This window comes from Reyranella sp. (assembly GCF_965228225.1).
In the GTDB taxonomy this organism is placed as follows: Bacteria; Pseudomonadota; Alphaproteobacteria; order Reyranellales; family Reyranellaceae; genus Reyranella.
In genome coordinates, this window is the sequence record NZ_OZ245801.1 from 1607118 (window position 1) to 1621579 (window position 14462).

The following is a 14462-nucleotide window of genomic DNA, read 5'->3' on the forward strand; positions in this document are numbered from 1 at the left end:
TATGAGCGCCACAGGAGTGGCGCGCTCCAATGAAACTAAACCGCCAGATCCGTCGCGAGGTGGAACAGGCAATCGCCGCGTTCGCAGCGGGCGGGGACGCGCTTGCAGAGGACGAGGCCGGCGCGCTTGAAGGTCACCACCTCGGGCTCGCGCCACGGCGTGTGGTGGAAGTGGATGCGGCCGGCCGGCTGGTCGGCCTTCACCTCGTCGCCGAGCTCGACCAGAGGCTCGAACAGGCCGCCATCGGAGGCGTAGACGTAGTAGTCGTCGCCGCCGATCTCGGTGAAGCGCGTCTCGGTCGGCGCCGGCACCGGGCCCTGCAGCAGGCCGACATGGGCCAGCACGCGGCGCATGCCGTCCTCGGCGACTTTAAGCGAGCCAGGGGTGACGAGGCCGCCGCCGCCCAGCTCGGTGCCCATGCCGACCACGCCCTGACGGTAGGAGGCCGAGGTGAAGGTGCGGCCGCCGCCCTGCGGGGCGGCCGAGATGTAACTCACCGGCGCACCGAAGGCCTTCAGCAGGCCCATGACCTTCTCCATGCGGGCGGCGTCCTGGTGGCGAGGCGCCAGCGCGCTCGGGATGTAGGTGAGCGAGCTGCCGCCGGAATGGAAGTCGAAGGCGTAGTCGAAGCCCGGCAGCAGCGCATGCTCGATCCAGTAGGCGATCTGCTGCGTGATCGTGCCCTCGGCGTCGCCGGGAAAGGAGCGGTTGAGGTTGCCCTCGTCGATCGGCGAGGTGCGCCTGCCTTCCATCGCGGCCGGGAAATTGGCCGAGGGGAGGATCACCAGGCGGCCCTTGATGTCCTTCGGTGAGAGGGCACGGATCAGGTTGCCGAGGCCGATCTGTCCCTCCCACTCGTCGCCATGGTTGCCGGCCTGCATCAGTACGTTCGGGCCGTCGCCATTCTTGATGCGCACGATGGGGATCGGGATCCAGCCATAGGCCGAGCGATGCACCGAGTGCGGCACGCGCACGAAGCCCGTGGCCTTGCCCTCGGCGTTGAGGTCGATGTCCGGCGTCAGCCGGCTCATCGCGGTAAACTCGGTGGACTTCAATGTTGCGTCGGTCATCAGCGTCTCTCGCTTCTGGGATCGAGGGCATCCTGCAGTCCATCGCCCAGGAAATTGAAGGCGATCACGGTCAGGAAGATCAGCAGGCCCGGCCACAGGGCCAGCACGGGGGCCTCCTGCAGCAGTTCCTGGGCACCGGTCAGCATGTTGCCCCAGCTCGCGGCCGGCGGCTGGATGCCGAGGCCGAGGAACGACAAGGTCGATTCGAACAGGATCAGCGTGCCGACCGACATGGTGGTGGCGACGACCAGTGTGCCCGCGGTGTTGGGCAGGATGTGGCGGAACATGATGCGGCCGGGCCGTGCGCCCAGCGCCACGGCCGCCCGGGTGAAGTCCCGCGCCTTGAGCGACAGCGTCTCGGCGCGCACCAGGCGGGCCACGGTGGTCCAGCCGGTCAGGGCCACGATCACCACGATGCGGTAAAGCGAGAACATCTCCGACTGCGCGATCTCCGCCGGCACACCCAGCTTTCGCGGATCGACGGCCGCCAGCACGATCAGCAGCGGCAGCAGCGGCAGGGAGATGACACCGTCGGTCAGGCGCATCAGGAACGCGTCGAGGCGTCCGCCGAGATAACCCGCCAGCACGCCGATGATGGCGCCCAGGATCGCCGACAGGACCGCGCCGGAAATGCCGACCAGCAGCGAGACACGGCCGCCGTCGAGCAGGCGCTGGAAGAGATCGCGCCCGAGATCGTCCGTGCCGAGCCAGTGCCGGGCGGAGGGGCCCTCGAAGCGGCGGAAGAGATCGGTCTCCGTGGGATCGATGCCGCGCAGGTCGGCAATCAGGGGCGCGGCCACGGCCAGCACCAGCATGACCCCGAGGAAGGCCAGGGACAGCCAGGCCAGCCGGTGGCGCAACATACGACGCCAGGCCGTCGACTCGAGGGTCGCGGCCGCCGTCATGATCTTGCGTCCGCGAGGGAAACTCGTGGGTCGACCCAGGCGTAGGCGAGGTCAGCCAGCAGGTTGCCGCCTATGGTAGCGGCGGTTGCCACCAGCAGGCCGACGAGGGCGAGGTTGTAGTCGTTCTCGAGAATGGCCTGGTAGATCGCCTTGCCCATGCCGGGCCAGGCAAACATCGTTTCGGTGATCAGCGCTCCCGAGACGAGCCCGCCGAAGGAGAGGGCGAGGATCGTCAGCACCGGGGACAGCGCATTGGCGAAGGCATGCTGCCACAGGACGATGCGCTCGGAGGCGCCCTTGGCCCGGGCCGTCCGCACGTAATCCTGACGCAGAGCCTCGATCATCGCGCCGCGCATGAAGCGGGTGTACCCGCCCAGCTGCACGAGGGTGAGCGTCAGCACGGGCAGGGCCAGATGGCGCAGTTGTTCGAGAGCGGCCGTGCTCCACGGCATTCCCGGCCGGATGTCGGCCATGCCGCCGGCCGGCAGCCAGCCGAGCTTGACCGAGAACAGGGTGATCAGCAGGAGCGCCAGCCAGAACGGCGGCGCGGAGATGCCGCCGAAGCACAGGAGGTTAATCAGGTAGTCGGCACGGCTGCGCGGGTGGGCGGCCGCCCACATGCCGAGCGGCAAGGCGATCGCTACCGAAATGACGAAGGCGACGCCGGCGAGGAGCAGCGTGTTCAGCAGCCGGGGCCAAAGGACGGTCAGGACAGGCTGACCGAAGGAGCGGGAGTAGCCGAAATTGCCCTGCAGGGCCTGCAGCAGCCAGGCGAGGTATCGCTCGAACAGGGGCTTGTCGAGGCCGTAGGCGGCGCGCAGGCGGGCCGCGTCCTGGCTGGTCATGGTCGGGTCGCCCGAGATCATCATGTCGATCGGATCACCCGGCATCAGGCCGATCAGGAGGTAGACGACCAGACTCATGAGCAGGAGCGTCACGACGGTCTGGATGCCGCGCGCCGCGAAGTAGCGGCTCACTGGGTCTCCCAGCGCCACTGCTCGACCCACAGGGTCGAGCTGTTGAGCGTGCCGGTCGGCGTCACGCCCTTGAGCGGCTTGGGGATCACGAAGGGATCGACCCGGAAGAACAGCGGCAGGGACGGCAGGTCGTCCGCCGCCAGTTTCTGGATCTCGGCGAACAGCGCACGGCGTTTGACGACGTCAAGTTCACGCTCGGCGGCATCGAGCGCCTTATCCATCTCGGGATTGGCGTAGCCCGGGTAGTTCTGGCCGCTCCAGCCGTTGGCGGCCGAAGGGATCTCCTTGGAATGGAGCGACGAGCGCGGCACGCCTTCCGGCCGCTGCACCCAGGCATACATGCCGAGGCCGCCATAGGTCCGCTTGCCCATGGCGTCGAAAAAGATGCGCGGCGGCTCGGCCTTGAGGCGGACATCGATACCGATCTGACGGAGCTGGCTCTGGATCACCTGCGCCACCAGCTCGCGCACGCGATTGCCCGCCGTGGTGCCGAGTTCGATCGAGAGCTTCTCGCCCGCCGCGTTGTGGCGGACGTTGTTGCGGAGGGTCGAAAAGCCGGCCTCGTCCAGCAGCTTGCGGGCAGCGGCAGGGTCGTAGCCGTACTGCCGAGCCGCCGGGCTGAACATCGGGTCGAGGTCGCTGATCCCGCCATGGGCGATCGGCTGCTTGCCCTCGAACAGCTTCTCCGAGATTGCCTTGCGGTCGATGGCCAGCAGCATCGCCTGCCGCACGCGCCGGTCGGCCAGCAGCTTGTTGTCGAGATTGACGTCGATATGTTCCCAGATCAGCGCCGGCTTGTAGACGACGTTGTACTTGTCCTTGTGGCGTTTCTCGAAAGCGATGGCCTGGTCGAGCGACAGGCCCAGTTCACCCAGCACATAGTCGACGCTACCCGACAGAAGGTTGGCTTCGAGCGCGGCGGTGTTCTCGATGATGCGCACCGTGATGCGCTTGAAATAGGGCTTCTGGCCCGTCCAGGTCGGGTTCTGTTCGAGGACGACGCGGCTGCCCGGCGCGATCTCGGTCAGGCGATAGGGGCCGAAGGCGAGGCCGGGGTTGGTCGATTGCGTGTCGTAGGCGGTCTTGTTGCGATACTCGGCCGGATTGGCGTCGAAGATCGGCTTCTCGATGTGCGCCGGGAGCAGCTGCAGGCCGATGCTGTTGTAGTCGAAGGTGACCCGGTCGATCGTCATGGTGAATCGACGGTCGTCCTTCACGTCGAGCTTGATGATCCGCTTGTAACCCTCTGAGGAAGCGACGCCTGACAGGGGGTGCTGGCCGACCTCCAGGGTGAAGGCGACGTCCTTGGCCGAGACCGGCGTGCCGTCGCCCCAGCGCATGTCGCGCAGCTCGACGTCGATCTCCATGCCTTTCTTGCTATCGGCAAGATCAACCACGCGAGCCTTGCCGTTCTCGATCGTCGGCAATTCGGTGCAGACCAGGCAGACCAGCTTCCAGTCGGCGTCGTAGGCGGTGACCGGCCGGGCGGTCATGTTGGCGATCAGCGACTTGGCCAGCATGGAACTGATGATCGGGTTCCAGGTGCCCGGCATCTGCGTCATGGCCACGACGAGTTCGTCCTTGGCCTGCGCCCTGACGGCGGCAGGAGAGGCGAGGGCGCCGAGCGCCAGGAGTGTCGAGAGGAGGCGGCGGATCATGTCCGCCGCACCGTAGCAAAGAGCCGGCTAGCGGCCCAGCGCGCGCGACGGCGGTCGGCCGCCGTGGCTGGCCGACCACTTCTCGGGCGCTTCCAGGAAGGCGCGCGTCTCGGCGAGGCCCTTTTCGTCGAAATACTTGTGCTTTTCGGCGGCTTCGAGCGCATCCCACCAAGTCGCCAGCGCATGCAGCTTAACGCCGGCCGCCGCCAGCATCTCGATGCTCTGAGGGAAGATGCCGTAGTGGAAGACCACGAAACAGTCCGTGACCTTGGCCTCGGCCTTCTTCAGCGCCTCAATGAAGACCAGCTTGCTGCCGCCGTCGGTGGCGAGGTCCTCGACCAGCAGGACCCGCTTGCCGGGCTTCAGTTCACCCTCGATTTGAGCCATGCGGCCGAAGCCCTTGGGCTGCTTGCGCACGTAGATCATCGGCTTCTTGGAGAGGGCCGCCAGGAAGGCAGCGAACGGGATGCCCGCGGTCTCGCCGCCGGCCACCACGTCGATCTTGTTCCAGCCGATCGCCTTTTCGATCGCCTTGTGGGCGTGGGCCATGATCTTGGCCCGGGCTTCCGGGAAGGAAATGATCTTGCGGCAGTCGATATAGACCGGGCTCGCCCGTCCCGACGTGAAGATGTACGGGTTTTCCGGGCGGCAGTGGATGGCCTCGATCTCCAACAGCAGACGGGCGGTGTCCCGCGCTTCCGGCGTGCCGCTGGCGCGGTCCGAATTCGCCTTTGGACTCAACTTCTTGGCGGCCTTGGCTGCGGGCGCAGTTTCAGTCGACTTGAGCTTCTTCTTCGTCGCCATGCTGCTCTTTCCCCCACGCCGCTTGCGACAAAATGACGGCCGTGTGTTTAGCGTCCATGCACCGGACCGGCAAGGGCGCGGCGCGCATTCTGGCGACAAGAAGGCGAATAATTAGTCAGTTTCCGGATAAAACTTGTGCCGCGTCACGGCGACCGGCAGACGCCATCCCCGGTAGATCGACATCAGCCGAAGGAACAAGCAGACCCCCGCGCCCGCCAGGGCGGTCGGAAGCATCGGCCAGCCGGCCCAGAAGCCCAGCGAGATCGTGCCGGCCCCGGCAAGGGCGGCCACGGCGTAGAGTTCGGAGCGCAGGACCGTCGGGACCTGGAGCGTGAGGAGGTCCCGCGCCACGCCGCCTCCGATGCAGGTGACCGTCCCCAGCATGGCCGCCATCAGCGGGCTGAGCCCGTAGAGCAGGGCCTTCTCGGTGCCGGTGACGGCGAACAGGCAGAGGCCGGCGGCGTCGAACAGCAGGACGGGCGTGCGCAACCGCTCGATGATGTCCGACGCGAAGAAGCCCAGCAGCCCCGCCGCTGCCGTCGCCGCGAGATAGCGCCAGTCGACGATTGCCGCGGGCGGCACGGCGCCGATCAGGAGGTCGCGCGCCAGGCCGCCGGCGACTCCGGCCAGCCATGCGACGACCAGCACGCCGAACAGGTCCAGCTGCTTGCGAACGCCCCGCGTGGCGCCACTGATGGCGAATACGAACGTAGCGGCCAGGTCCATGGCGTCGAAGAACATGCGGGCACTTTACAGAGATTACCGTCCGCCGCCGAGATGCCGGAGTGGTACATGGGAGCCCGCATGACCCAGTCCACCGTCCCCTCCAGCGCCCTTCGCCGCTTCGTCCATGCCCGCACGCGGCTGCTGATCGCGCTGGCGGCAGGCCTCGTCCTGTTCGTCTTGCTGCCGCAGGACATGCGGTTCGCGACCAGGAGCCTGCTCGCCTGGGACCTGATGGCGTTGGCCTACATCGTGATGACCCTGGCCATGATCGCCAGGTCCACGGTGGAAACCTGCTATGCCCGGGCGGCCTACTATGACGAGGGGGACTGGATCATCCTCCTGGTGGTCGTCGTGAGCGCGAGTGCGAGCTTCGCCACGATCTTCTCCGAACTCGCGGCCCTGAAGACGCCGCACGGCTCCCTCTGGCACGCGCTCGTCCTCACCGGGGCAACCGTGGCGCTGTCGTGGACGTTCACCCATCTCGTGTTCACGCTGCATTATGCCAACATCTATTACCGTCCGGACGACGATGGACCGGGCGGCCTGGAGTTTCCCGGCGACCGTCCCCCGGACTACGGCGACTTCCTCTACTATTCGTTCGTGATCGGCTGCGCCGCGCAAACAGGCGACGTCGGCACGGTTTCGCCGGCCATGAGGCGGATCACACTCGTCCACGGCATCGTTTCCTTCGTATTCAATACGGCGATCCTCGCCCTCACCATCAATGTCGGAGCGAGCCTGCTGTCATGAGCACCAAACGATCTGATCTCGGCACCGGCAGGGACCTGCTGGCCCTCGCCTTGCTCGTCGGAATCTGCCTCGCCATAGGAGGGCTGGGGGGTGCCGTGACGGCCTCCAGCGTGAGCGAGTGGTATCCGACGCTGAACAAGCCGTCGTTCAATCCGCCGAACTGGGTGTTCGGGCCGGTCTGGACCACGCTCTACGTCATGATGGGCATTGCGGCCTGGCGGGTCTGGCGGTCGGCTGATCGGGACACCGCCCGGGGCCCGCTCGCCCTGTTCGCGCTCCAGCTCGCGGTCAACCTGGGCTGGAGCATCGCCTTCTTCGGGCTTCGAGACCCTGGCCTCGCCGTTGTGGTGATCCTCGTGCTCGACCTGCTGGTGCTCGCGACGGCGCTCATGTTCCGGCGAATCGACGGTCTGGCGGCGCTCCTGCTGGTGCCGTACCTGGCCTGGATCGCCTTCGCGACGATTCTGAACGTGGCTGTCTGGCGCTTGAACTAGTGCTCGCTCGGATGGTCGGTCGACTTGTCGTGCTTGCTGATGTCGCCGCCGTCATCGGCCTTCAGCTCCATGAACACGACGGATGATGCGATCGTCATGACCCCCAGGATCAGGAACGCCCGCTGCACGCCGTAGATCATCGCGCCGGCATGGGAGTGCATCTCGGCCGGCACGAACATCGCGGCGATCAGCGAGGCGCCGGCCACACCGAAGCTGATCGAGAGCTGCTGGCCGGTGGACGCGATCGTACTGGCACCGCTGGTCTGCGGCCCTGAAACGTCGGCATAAACCAGCGTATTCATGCTGGTGTACTGCATCGATGTGAACAGGCCGAGCACGAAGGCCTGCACCACGATCCGCCAGATCGGGGTCTCGGCACCCACGGTGGCGAAGGACATGATGAGCAGTCCGACGACGATCGTGTTGAAGACCAGCACGTTGCGATAGCCGAAGCGGGCCAGGATCGCCGGCATGAAGCTCTTGAGCCCGATCGAGGCGATGGCCTGCGGCAGCACCAGCAGGCCGGACTGGATCGGCGAGAAGCCGAGCCCGATCTGGTACAGCAACGGGAACAGGAACGGGATGCCGCCCAGACCCAGCCGGGTGAAGAAGCCGCCGTTCACCGCCGCCCGGAAGGTGCGAATTCTGAACAGGCCGAGATTGAGCAGCGGGAATTCCGTCAGCATGGCGCGGATGCCGTAGCCCGCGAGCAGCGCCGCCGAAACCGCCAGAAGAACGATCATCTCCTGGCCCGAGAGGGTGTTGTCGCCGAACACCTCGAGGACATAGGAAAGCAGGGCGATGCCGCCGCCGAACAGGACGAGCCCCAGCATGTCGAGCGGATGGGTCTTGGGCTCGCGATAGTCGGGCAGGTAGCGGCCGACGAAGTAGAGGCCGACGATTCCGACCGGAATGTTGACGAAGAACACGATGCTCCAGTGCAGCCAGTGGACGATCGCGCCGCCCGCCACCGGACCGATCATCGGGCCGATCAGGCTGGGAATGGCCACGAAGCTCATGGCTCTCACCAGATCGGCCTTGCCGTAGGTGCGGGCGAGCGTCATGCGGCCGACCGGCATCATCATCGCGCCGCCCACGCCCTGGAGGACGCGGCAGGCGACCAGCATCTCGATGCTGGTCGAGACGCCGCAGAGCAGCGATCCGAGGCAGAAGACGGCGATCGCGGCCACGAAGATGCGGCGTGTCCCAAACCGGTCCGCCATCCAGCCGCTCACCGGAATGAAGACAGCAAGGCTCAACGTGTAGCTCGCCAGGACCGACTTCACGTTGAGCGGGGTCACGTCCATCGCCTGGGCGATGGCCGGCACGGCGGTGTTCAGGATGGTTGTGTCGAGCGACTGCATGAAGAACGCCACGGCGACCAGCCACGGCAGCAAGCGCTTGATGCTGTCGTCGGGCACTGGGGAGGCAGGGGGCACAGGGGAAGGAGGCGCACTCATGTTCGTTCTTTCCGCAGTCTGGCCCCGGACCGGCTGCGGACGCAATGCACCGATTCGTATAGGGTCCGGCAGGAGGCCTGCATGTACCGGATATTGGTTTCAGGAATCATTCTACTGTGGACGGCATGCGCCGGGGCGCAGCCGCAGCTGGCTAATCCGGCGTCGGTCAATTGCACGCGGCAGGGCGGCACGCTGACGATCGACCGAAGGCCCGACGGTGGCGAGTTCGGAGTCTGCGTCTTCGCGGACAACTACCAGTGCGAGGAATGGGCGCTGCTCCGAGGCGAATGTCCGAAGGCAGGCCTGCGGGTCACCGGCTTCGCCACCCCGGCGGGGCGATACTGCGCCATCACCGGCGGGCGTTATTCGGTCACGTCCCCTGCCGGCGTGATGCCCGAACGCGGCAATTGTGCCTTTGCTAACGGCACGCTCTGCGAGGCCGACGCCTACTACGCAGGCACCTGCTCGGGGCGCTAGAGCGGGCGGCTGGCGGTGCAACGCGGCCGCCGCTGGGAGCGTTGGGATCCGTCATGCGCATCCAGGTCATCCACTGTCATCCCCTCGACGACAGCTTCAACCACGCGCTGTTCCAGGCGATCGTGGAGACACTGGAGAAGAACGGTCACGACGTGATCGCAACCGACCTCTATCGCGAGGGATTCCAGCCGGCGATGACGGAGACCGAGCGCCGGACCTACATGGGCAACGGGTACGACGATTCGGCCGTCGCGCCCTATGTCGAAATCCTGAGAAGCGTCGAGGGGGTCGTCTTCTGCTTTCCGCACTGGTGGTACTCGATGCCCGCCATGCTGAAGGGCTATGTCGATCGCGTCTGGGGACCGGGCACCGCCTTCGTCTACGATGCCAGCGACAACCACCTCGAGCCGAACCTTCGAAACATCAAGCTTCTCGGGGTTGTCACGACCTTCGGCTCGCCCTGGTGGATTGTCCGGCTGTTCGCGGGCGACCCGGGGCGCAAGGTGTTCACGGGCGGGCTGAAGCAGATGTGCGCCAAGGGCGTGTCGACCTTCTGGCTGGCCCACTACGACATGGATCATTCCACCCAGAGGTCGCGCGAGACCTATCTCGACAAGGTAAAGGCGCGGCTCTCCCGGATCCGGTGAAGCCGCGCCCTTTGAAGCCAGTCGGACGTTAGCGGGTCGGGGTCGAATAGGTGGTGGTGGTCGTCGTCGGGGTATAGGGATCGGACGAGACAGTCGTGGTGCGCTGGGTCGTGGTCTGGGCCGGAACCTCCACGACGCGTTCGCTGCGGACCGAGCAGCCCGCGACAACCGTGCCGACCAGCGTTACGAGAACGATTGACTTGATCATGGGTGTTCCTTTGAATTCAATTGATCGGGCGCAACGGGAACCGTCCGCATCGGTTGCGTCCGAGGTCAGGGCATCGCTGTGCGGTGGTGATGCGTTGCAGACGAGCCACACTCGCCGCTAGGGTGGCGCATGTCTTCCGACCAAAGCCCCAAGTTCGACGCGATCATCGTCGGCGCCGGCATGTCCGGCCTCTTCCAGCTTTACCGCCTTCGCGAACTCGGCTTGAAAGTCCGAGTGTTCGAGTCTGGTACGGGCGTCGGCGGCACCTGGTACTGGAACCGCTATCCCGGGGCGCGGTTCGATTCGGAGAGTTATTCCTACGGCTATTCCTTCTCTCAGGAGCTGCTGCAGGAGTGGGATTGGACCGAGCATTTCGCGCCCCAACCCGAGACCTTGCGCTACCTCGACCACGTCGCCGACAAGTTCGACCTGCGCCGCGATATTCAGTTCCGCAGCAAGGTGATGGCGGCCCACTGGCACGAGGAAGGGCGGAGCTGGCAGGTCACGCTCGAGGATGGCAGCCGCCACACCGCGCGCTTCCTGATCACGGCCATCGGGCCTTTGTCTGCCTTCACCATGCCGCGCATCGAGGGCGTCGACAGTTTCGCGGGTCAGAGCTGCCATACCGCGCGCTGGCCGCACGAGCCGGTGAGTTTCGAGGGCAAAAGGGTGGCGGTGATCGGCACCGGCGCGACCGGCGTGCAGACCATCCAGGAAGTGGCGAAGACGGCCAAGACGCTGACCGTCTTCCAGCGCACGCCCAATTGGTGCGCGCCGCTGCACAACCGCAAGATCGATGCCGACGAGATGGCCCGCATCCGGGCCGACTATCCGGATATTTTCCGGCGTTGCCAGGAGACCTTCGCCTGCTTCCTGCATACCGCCGAACCGCGCGCCACCTTCGACGTCACGCCGGAGGAGCGCGAGGCCTTCTTCGAGAAGCTCTATGGCGAACCGGGGTTCGGGATCTGGGTCGGCAATTTCAGCGATATCCTCACCAGCAAGGATGCCAATGCCCTGATCTCAGACTTCGTCGCCCGCAAGATCAGGAGCCGGGTGAGGGATCCCAGGGTCGCCGAGAAGCTCATTCCTAAGAACCACGGCTTCGGCACCCGTCGCGTACCGCTCGAGACCCGCTACTACGAGGTCTACAACCAGCCGAACGTCGAGCTGGTCGATCTCACCGAGACGCCGATCGAACGGGTGACGCCGACCGGCATCCGCACCAGCGCCCGCGACTACGACTTCGACATGATCATCTACGCCACGGGGTTCGACGCCCTGACCGGCGCCTTCGATCGCGTGGACATCCGCGGCGTCGGCGGTGAGAGGCTCAAGGACAAGTGGGCGGAGGGCGCGGAGACCTTCGTCGGCATGTCGGTCGAGGGTTTTCCCAACATGCTGATGCTGCTCGGGCCGCACACCGCGTTGGGCAATATCCCGCGCAGCATCGAATACAACGTCGAATGGGTGACCGATCTGCTGCGCTTCATGCGCGATCGTGGCCTGACCAGGATCGATGCCCGGCCCGAAGGGGTGAAGGCCTGGATGAAGACTGTCCAGGAAGCGTCGGTTGGCCTGCTGTCCAACGACGTCAATTCGTGGTTCACCGGTGTGAATACGAATGTCGAGGGCAAGCAGACCCGGCGCATCTCGCGCTACAGCGGCAGCGCCCCGGCCTATCGTGCCCGCTGCGACGAGGTCGCAGCCGCCGGCTATCGCGAAATGGAGCTGGGATAGTCAGCGCCCGAACCAGCGCGCGACCCTGACCCACAGCCGCGGCGAGCCGAAGGGCGCCAGCCCCGCCAGCGGCCGACCGGCTGGTGCTCCCTTTCCCCGTGCCTAACACCGTGAACAGGGTTCGAAAACTTACAGAAGTAGTGTAAAAGCCGGAAACTACTGCCTCTTCGGCACCTGGCTTACGGAAGGATATGGATCGTGAACGCTCTTCGCACGCTCGCATTGGCGTTGACGCTTGCCCTGGGGTTGGGCGTGTCGGCACAGGCTCAGGCGCCGGCCTCTCCGCCCGCCGGGCTCTCGCAGGAGCAGTTCGACTCGTTGGTCGATGCGATCAGCAATTCAGTCTCCGAGAAGCTGAAGGCCGAAGGAGCGCAGGCACCGGCACCTGTCGCCGCGCCTGCTTCGGCGCCTGCTGCGTCCGACTCCAAGGCGAAGTCGAAGGCGCCGCCGCCACCCAAGATCGTAAGGGTCGAGCCCAAGGCGGGGCCTGATCCGTTCGCCGCCCTGATCGATGGCACGGTCAAGGTGGTCAACGCGCTTCCCACGCTCGGCACCGAGCTCGCCCGCATTCCTCACCTTCTCGATCAGCAGACTGCGGGTGGCCGAGGGGCGTCGACCTTCCTGCTGCTCCTCTGCGCCGTGGGCGTGGTCGCCGTCGCGGCCGAGGCCTTCCTGCGTCTCCTGCTTCACCGGTTCAGGGCACGGTTGGCAGCGAGCGCCGGGCCCGAATACGGCGGGCGTTCGATCGCCCATCTGGCGGGGCTCGCCATATTGGACGGGTTGGGCGTGCTGGCCGTCTGGCTGATCTGCAATGCAGCCACCGGGGCCTGGTTCACGGGTACGACGGGCCAGGACAGGCTGGCTGCCGCCGTGCTGGCGGGCATCTTCTCCTGGCGACTGTATATCCTGCTGTTCCGCGTCATCCTGCAGCCCGAGCTGCCGACTGCGCGCCTCTGTGCGGTCGACGATCGGGAGGCGAAGGCCATGTACCTGCGCATCTCCGTGGTGATGCTGGTCATCGTGCTCATGCGCATCCTGGGTCAGGTCCTCGTCGCCATTCGCACGCCGGGGGATGCTCTTGCGGCCTTCCAGGTGCTCGGCGGCTTCCTTTATCTCGCGGCGTTCCTCTGGCTGGCCTTCCGGTCGCGTGTTGCCGCGCAGCAGTGGTTCGGTGGGCTGCGGGAGCTCGCGCCGGTGATCGGTGGGCTGGGCCGCAGGTGGATTCCCATCGCTCCGCTGTTCTTCATCGCGCTGGGCGTGACGCTCATCTACGGAGCCGTCTCCGGGTCCATGCATGTCGGCTCGGCGATGGTTCTGACGCTCAACCTTGTCGTCGGCGTCCTGATCTTCGAGACTCTGATGCAGGCCTTCGTGCGCCGTCTCGACTCCCAACTCGCCGGGCGAACACCGGCCAGCACGATGCCGAAGCTGCCGGATGTGGTGGCGCGCTGCATCCGCGTGGCGGTGCTGATCGGTGTGACCGTGCTGATCGCCGAGAGCTGGGTCGTCCAGGTCCTGCATCTCGTGAGCGACAACGAGTGGGAGCAGCTCACCAGTTCGTCCCGGACCGCCGGTGTCACCCTGTTCGTGGCGTTCGTCGCCTGGGAACTCTTCAAGTACATGACCGAGCCCTATATGGGGGCCAAGACGAAGGATGCGGCGCAGGCGATTGCCGACGGTGACGCGGCGGCTGGACCGGCTTCGCGGCTCAGCACCATGATGCCGCTGATCCGGCGCACTGCCGCCGTTCTGATCATCCTGATCGCGGTGATGATCGCGCTGCAGGATTTCGGCATCAACATCACGCCCTTGATTGCCGGCGCCTCGGTGTTCGGCATCGCGATCTCCTTCGGCAGCCAGACGCTGGTGAAGGATATCGTGTCGGGCCTTTTCTATCTGTCCGACGATGCGTTCCGGGTCGGCGAGTATATCGACTGCGGCAAGGCCAAGGGCACGGTCGAGGGCTTCACCCTGCGATCGATCAAGCTGCGTCACCAGAACGGCCAGGTCCATACCATCCCGTTCGGTCAGCTCGGCCAGATCACCAACTTCAGCCGCGACTGGATCACCACGAAGTTCAACCTGCGCTTCGCCCGCGACACGGACATCGAGAAGCTGCGCAAGGCCTCCAAGAAGATCGGTGCCGAGTTGATGGAGATGCCGGCCCTCGCCGATCAGATCCTGGCGCCCTTCAAGATGCAGGGTGTCGCCGACATCACCGGCAATGCCATCGTCGTGCGGTTCAAGTTCACGGCCCGGCCGGGCAATCCGGCGGCGATCCAGCGCGAGGCCATCAAGCGCATGTTCAGCACCTTCCCGGCGCTCGGTTTCGAGTTCGCGAAGGATGGCGCCAATGTCGTGGTGCACACAAGCTCGGCCTCCAACGACCCGGGAGGGGAGGCGCAGCAGCCGCCGCTACCGACGCCCGCGAATGTGCCTGCCGCGGCGGCGGGCTGACAGGGTCGATTAATCCGCCCTCGCTCCTGACAATCTCGGGCCGTCGCCCCATATGAGAGGGGGCGGCTGCGCAGCGTCCCATGAAGTCT

At 65.9% G+C, this 14462-nt stretch carries 14 protein-coding genes; 6 read left to right on the forward strand and 8 right to left on the reverse strand.

Annotated elements, in window-relative coordinates:
• Nucleotides 1–35: 35 nt before the first annotated feature.
• The 6 genes from ACO07K_RS07700 to ACO07K_RS07725 all read right to left on the reverse strand — a co-directional run bounded on the left by ACO07K_RS07700 (nt 36) and on the right by ACO07K_RS07725 (nt 6155).
• Complete coding sequence (locus ACO07K_RS07700) at nt 36–1070, reverse strand: succinylglutamate desuccinylase/aspartoacylase family protein (protein WP_422035325.1); 1035 nt, start codon at nt 1068–1070, stop codon at nt 36–38.
• Complete coding sequence (locus tag ACO07K_RS07705; RefSeq protein ID WP_422035326.1) at nt 1070–1975, reverse strand: ABC transporter permease; 906 nt, start codon at nt 1973–1975, stop codon at nt 1070–1072. Before ACO07K_RS07705 ends, ACO07K_RS07700 begins: the two co-directional genes overlap by 1 nt.
• Nucleotides 1972–2952, reverse strand: coding sequence for an ABC transporter permease (locus tag ACO07K_RS07710; RefSeq protein ID WP_422035327.1), 981 nt, complete (start codon nt 2950–2952; stop codon nt 1972–1974). The genes ACO07K_RS07705 and ACO07K_RS07710 overlap by 4 nt, the downstream gene beginning before the upstream one ends.
• Nucleotides 2949–4610: a peptide ABC transporter substrate-binding protein gene (locus ACO07K_RS07715; RefSeq protein WP_422035328.1), complete on the reverse strand. Its 1662-nt coding sequence runs from the start codon at nt 4608–4610 to the stop codon at nt 2949–2951. Before ACO07K_RS07715 ends, ACO07K_RS07710 begins: the two co-directional genes overlap by 4 nt.
• A 27-nt stretch (nt 4611–4637) precedes the next feature.
• A complete protein-coding gene (locus ACO07K_RS07720; protein WP_422035329.1) occupies nt 4638–5414 on the reverse strand; it encodes an orotate phosphoribosyltransferase in 777 nt (258 codons plus the stop codon).
• Nucleotides 5415–5525: 111 nt separating this feature from the next.
• Nucleotides 5526–6155 (reverse strand): trimeric intracellular cation channel family protein, encoded by a 630-nt coding sequence (locus tag ACO07K_RS07725; RefSeq protein WP_422035331.1) that lies wholly within the window; start codon nt 6153–6155, stop codon nt 5526–5528.
• 63 nt (nt 6156–6218) lie between these two features.
• Between ACO07K_RS07725 and ACO07K_RS07730 the strand changes: the two genes are divergently transcribed.
• Both ACO07K_RS07730 and ACO07K_RS07735 read left to right on the forward strand, forming a co-directional pair.
• Nucleotides 6219–6890, forward strand: coding sequence for a DUF1345 domain-containing protein (locus ACO07K_RS07730; protein WP_422035332.1), 672 nt, complete (start codon nt 6219–6221; stop codon nt 6888–6890).
• Nucleotides 6887–7384 (forward strand): TspO/MBR family protein, encoded by a 498-nt coding sequence (locus ACO07K_RS07735; protein ID WP_422035333.1) that lies wholly within the window; start codon nt 6887–6889, stop codon nt 7382–7384. Before ACO07K_RS07730 ends, ACO07K_RS07735 begins: the two co-directional genes overlap by 4 nt.
• Here the strand turns inward: ACO07K_RS07735 and ACO07K_RS07740 are convergent.
• Nucleotides 7381–8805: a DHA2 family efflux MFS transporter permease subunit gene (locus ACO07K_RS07740; protein ID WP_422035334.1), complete on the reverse strand. Its 1425-nt coding sequence runs from the start codon at nt 8803–8805 to the stop codon at nt 7381–7383. The two genes, ACO07K_RS07735 and ACO07K_RS07740, sit on opposite strands and share 4 nt — an antisense overlap.
• A 120-nt stretch (nt 8806–8925) precedes the next feature.
• Here ACO07K_RS07740 and ACO07K_RS07745 point away from each other — a divergent pair, with 120 nt between their 5' ends.
• Nucleotides 8926–9321, forward strand: coding sequence for a DUF333 domain-containing protein (locus ACO07K_RS07745; RefSeq protein WP_422035335.1), 396 nt, complete (start codon nt 8926–8928; stop codon nt 9319–9321).
• Between the two features lie 53 nt (nt 9322–9374).
• Nucleotides 9375–9968 carry an NAD(P)H-dependent oxidoreductase gene (locus ACO07K_RS07750; RefSeq protein WP_422035336.1) on the forward strand — a complete coding sequence of 198 codons (594 nt, stop codon included), beginning with the start codon at nt 9375–9377 and terminating at the stop codon, nt 9966–9968.
• 28 nt (nt 9969–9996) lie between these two features.
• Here the strand turns inward: ACO07K_RS07750 and ACO07K_RS07755 are convergent, their stop codons facing one another.
• A complete protein-coding gene (locus ACO07K_RS07755; RefSeq protein WP_422014962.1) occupies nt 9997–10176 on the reverse strand; it encodes a hypothetical protein in 180 nt (59 codons plus the stop codon).
• Nucleotides 10177–10305: 129 nt separating this feature from the next.
• On the opposite strand from ACO07K_RS07755, the gene ACO07K_RS07760 reads away from it, so the two are divergent.
• On the forward strand, nt 10306–11916 hold the full coding sequence (locus tag ACO07K_RS07760; protein ID WP_422035337.1) for a flavin-containing monooxygenase: 1611 nt from the start codon (nt 10306–10308) through the stop codon (nt 11914–11916).
• Between the two features lie 198 nt (nt 11917–12114).
• Complete coding sequence (locus ACO07K_RS07765) at nt 12115–14373, forward strand: mechanosensitive ion channel family protein (protein ID WP_422035339.1); 2259 nt, start codon at nt 12115–12117, stop codon at nt 14371–14373.
• Nucleotides 14374–14462: the final 89 nt, after the last annotated feature.

Excerpts from the sequence above, each read along its gene's own strand:
- ACO07K_RS07700 (WP_422035325.1), bottom strand. The coding sequence starts at position 1,070 with ATGACCGACGCAACATTGAAGTCCACCGAGTTTACCGCGATGAGCCGG.
- ACO07K_RS07705 (WP_422035326.1), bottom strand. The coding sequence starts at position 1,975 with ATGACGGCGGCCGCGACCCTCGAGTCGACGGCCTGGCGTCGTATGTTG.
- ACO07K_RS07715 (WP_422035328.1), bottom strand. The coding sequence starts at position 4,610 with ATGATCCGCCGCCTCCTCTCGACACTCCTGGCGCTCGGCGCCCTCGCC.
- ACO07K_RS07720 (WP_422035329.1), bottom strand. The coding sequence starts at position 5,414 with ATGGCGACGAAGAAGAAGCTCAAGTCGACTGAAACTGCGCCCGCAGCC.
- ACO07K_RS07725 (WP_422035331.1), bottom strand. The coding sequence starts at position 6,155 with ATGTTCTTCGACGCCATGGACCTGGCCGCTACGTTCGTATTCGCCATC.
- ACO07K_RS07730 (WP_422035332.1), top strand. The coding sequence starts at position 6,219 with ATGACCCAGTCCACCGTCCCCTCCAGCGCCCTTCGCCGCTTCGTCCAT.
- ACO07K_RS07735 (WP_422035333.1), top strand. The coding sequence starts at position 6,887 with ATGAGCACCAAACGATCTGATCTCGGCACCGGCAGGGACCTGCTGGCC.
- ACO07K_RS07745 (WP_422035335.1), top strand. The coding sequence starts at position 8,926 with ATGTACCGGATATTGGTTTCAGGAATCATTCTACTGTGGACGGCATGC.
- ACO07K_RS07750 (WP_422035336.1), top strand. The coding sequence starts at position 9,375 with ATGCGCATCCAGGTCATCCACTGTCATCCCCTCGACGACAGCTTCAAC.
- ACO07K_RS07755 (WP_422014962.1), bottom strand. The coding sequence starts at position 10,176 with ATGATCAAGTCAATCGTTCTCGTAACGCTGGTCGGCACGGTTGTCGCG.
- ACO07K_RS07760 (WP_422035337.1), top strand. The coding sequence starts at position 10,306 with ATGTCTTCCGACCAAAGCCCCAAGTTCGACGCGATCATCGTCGGCGCC.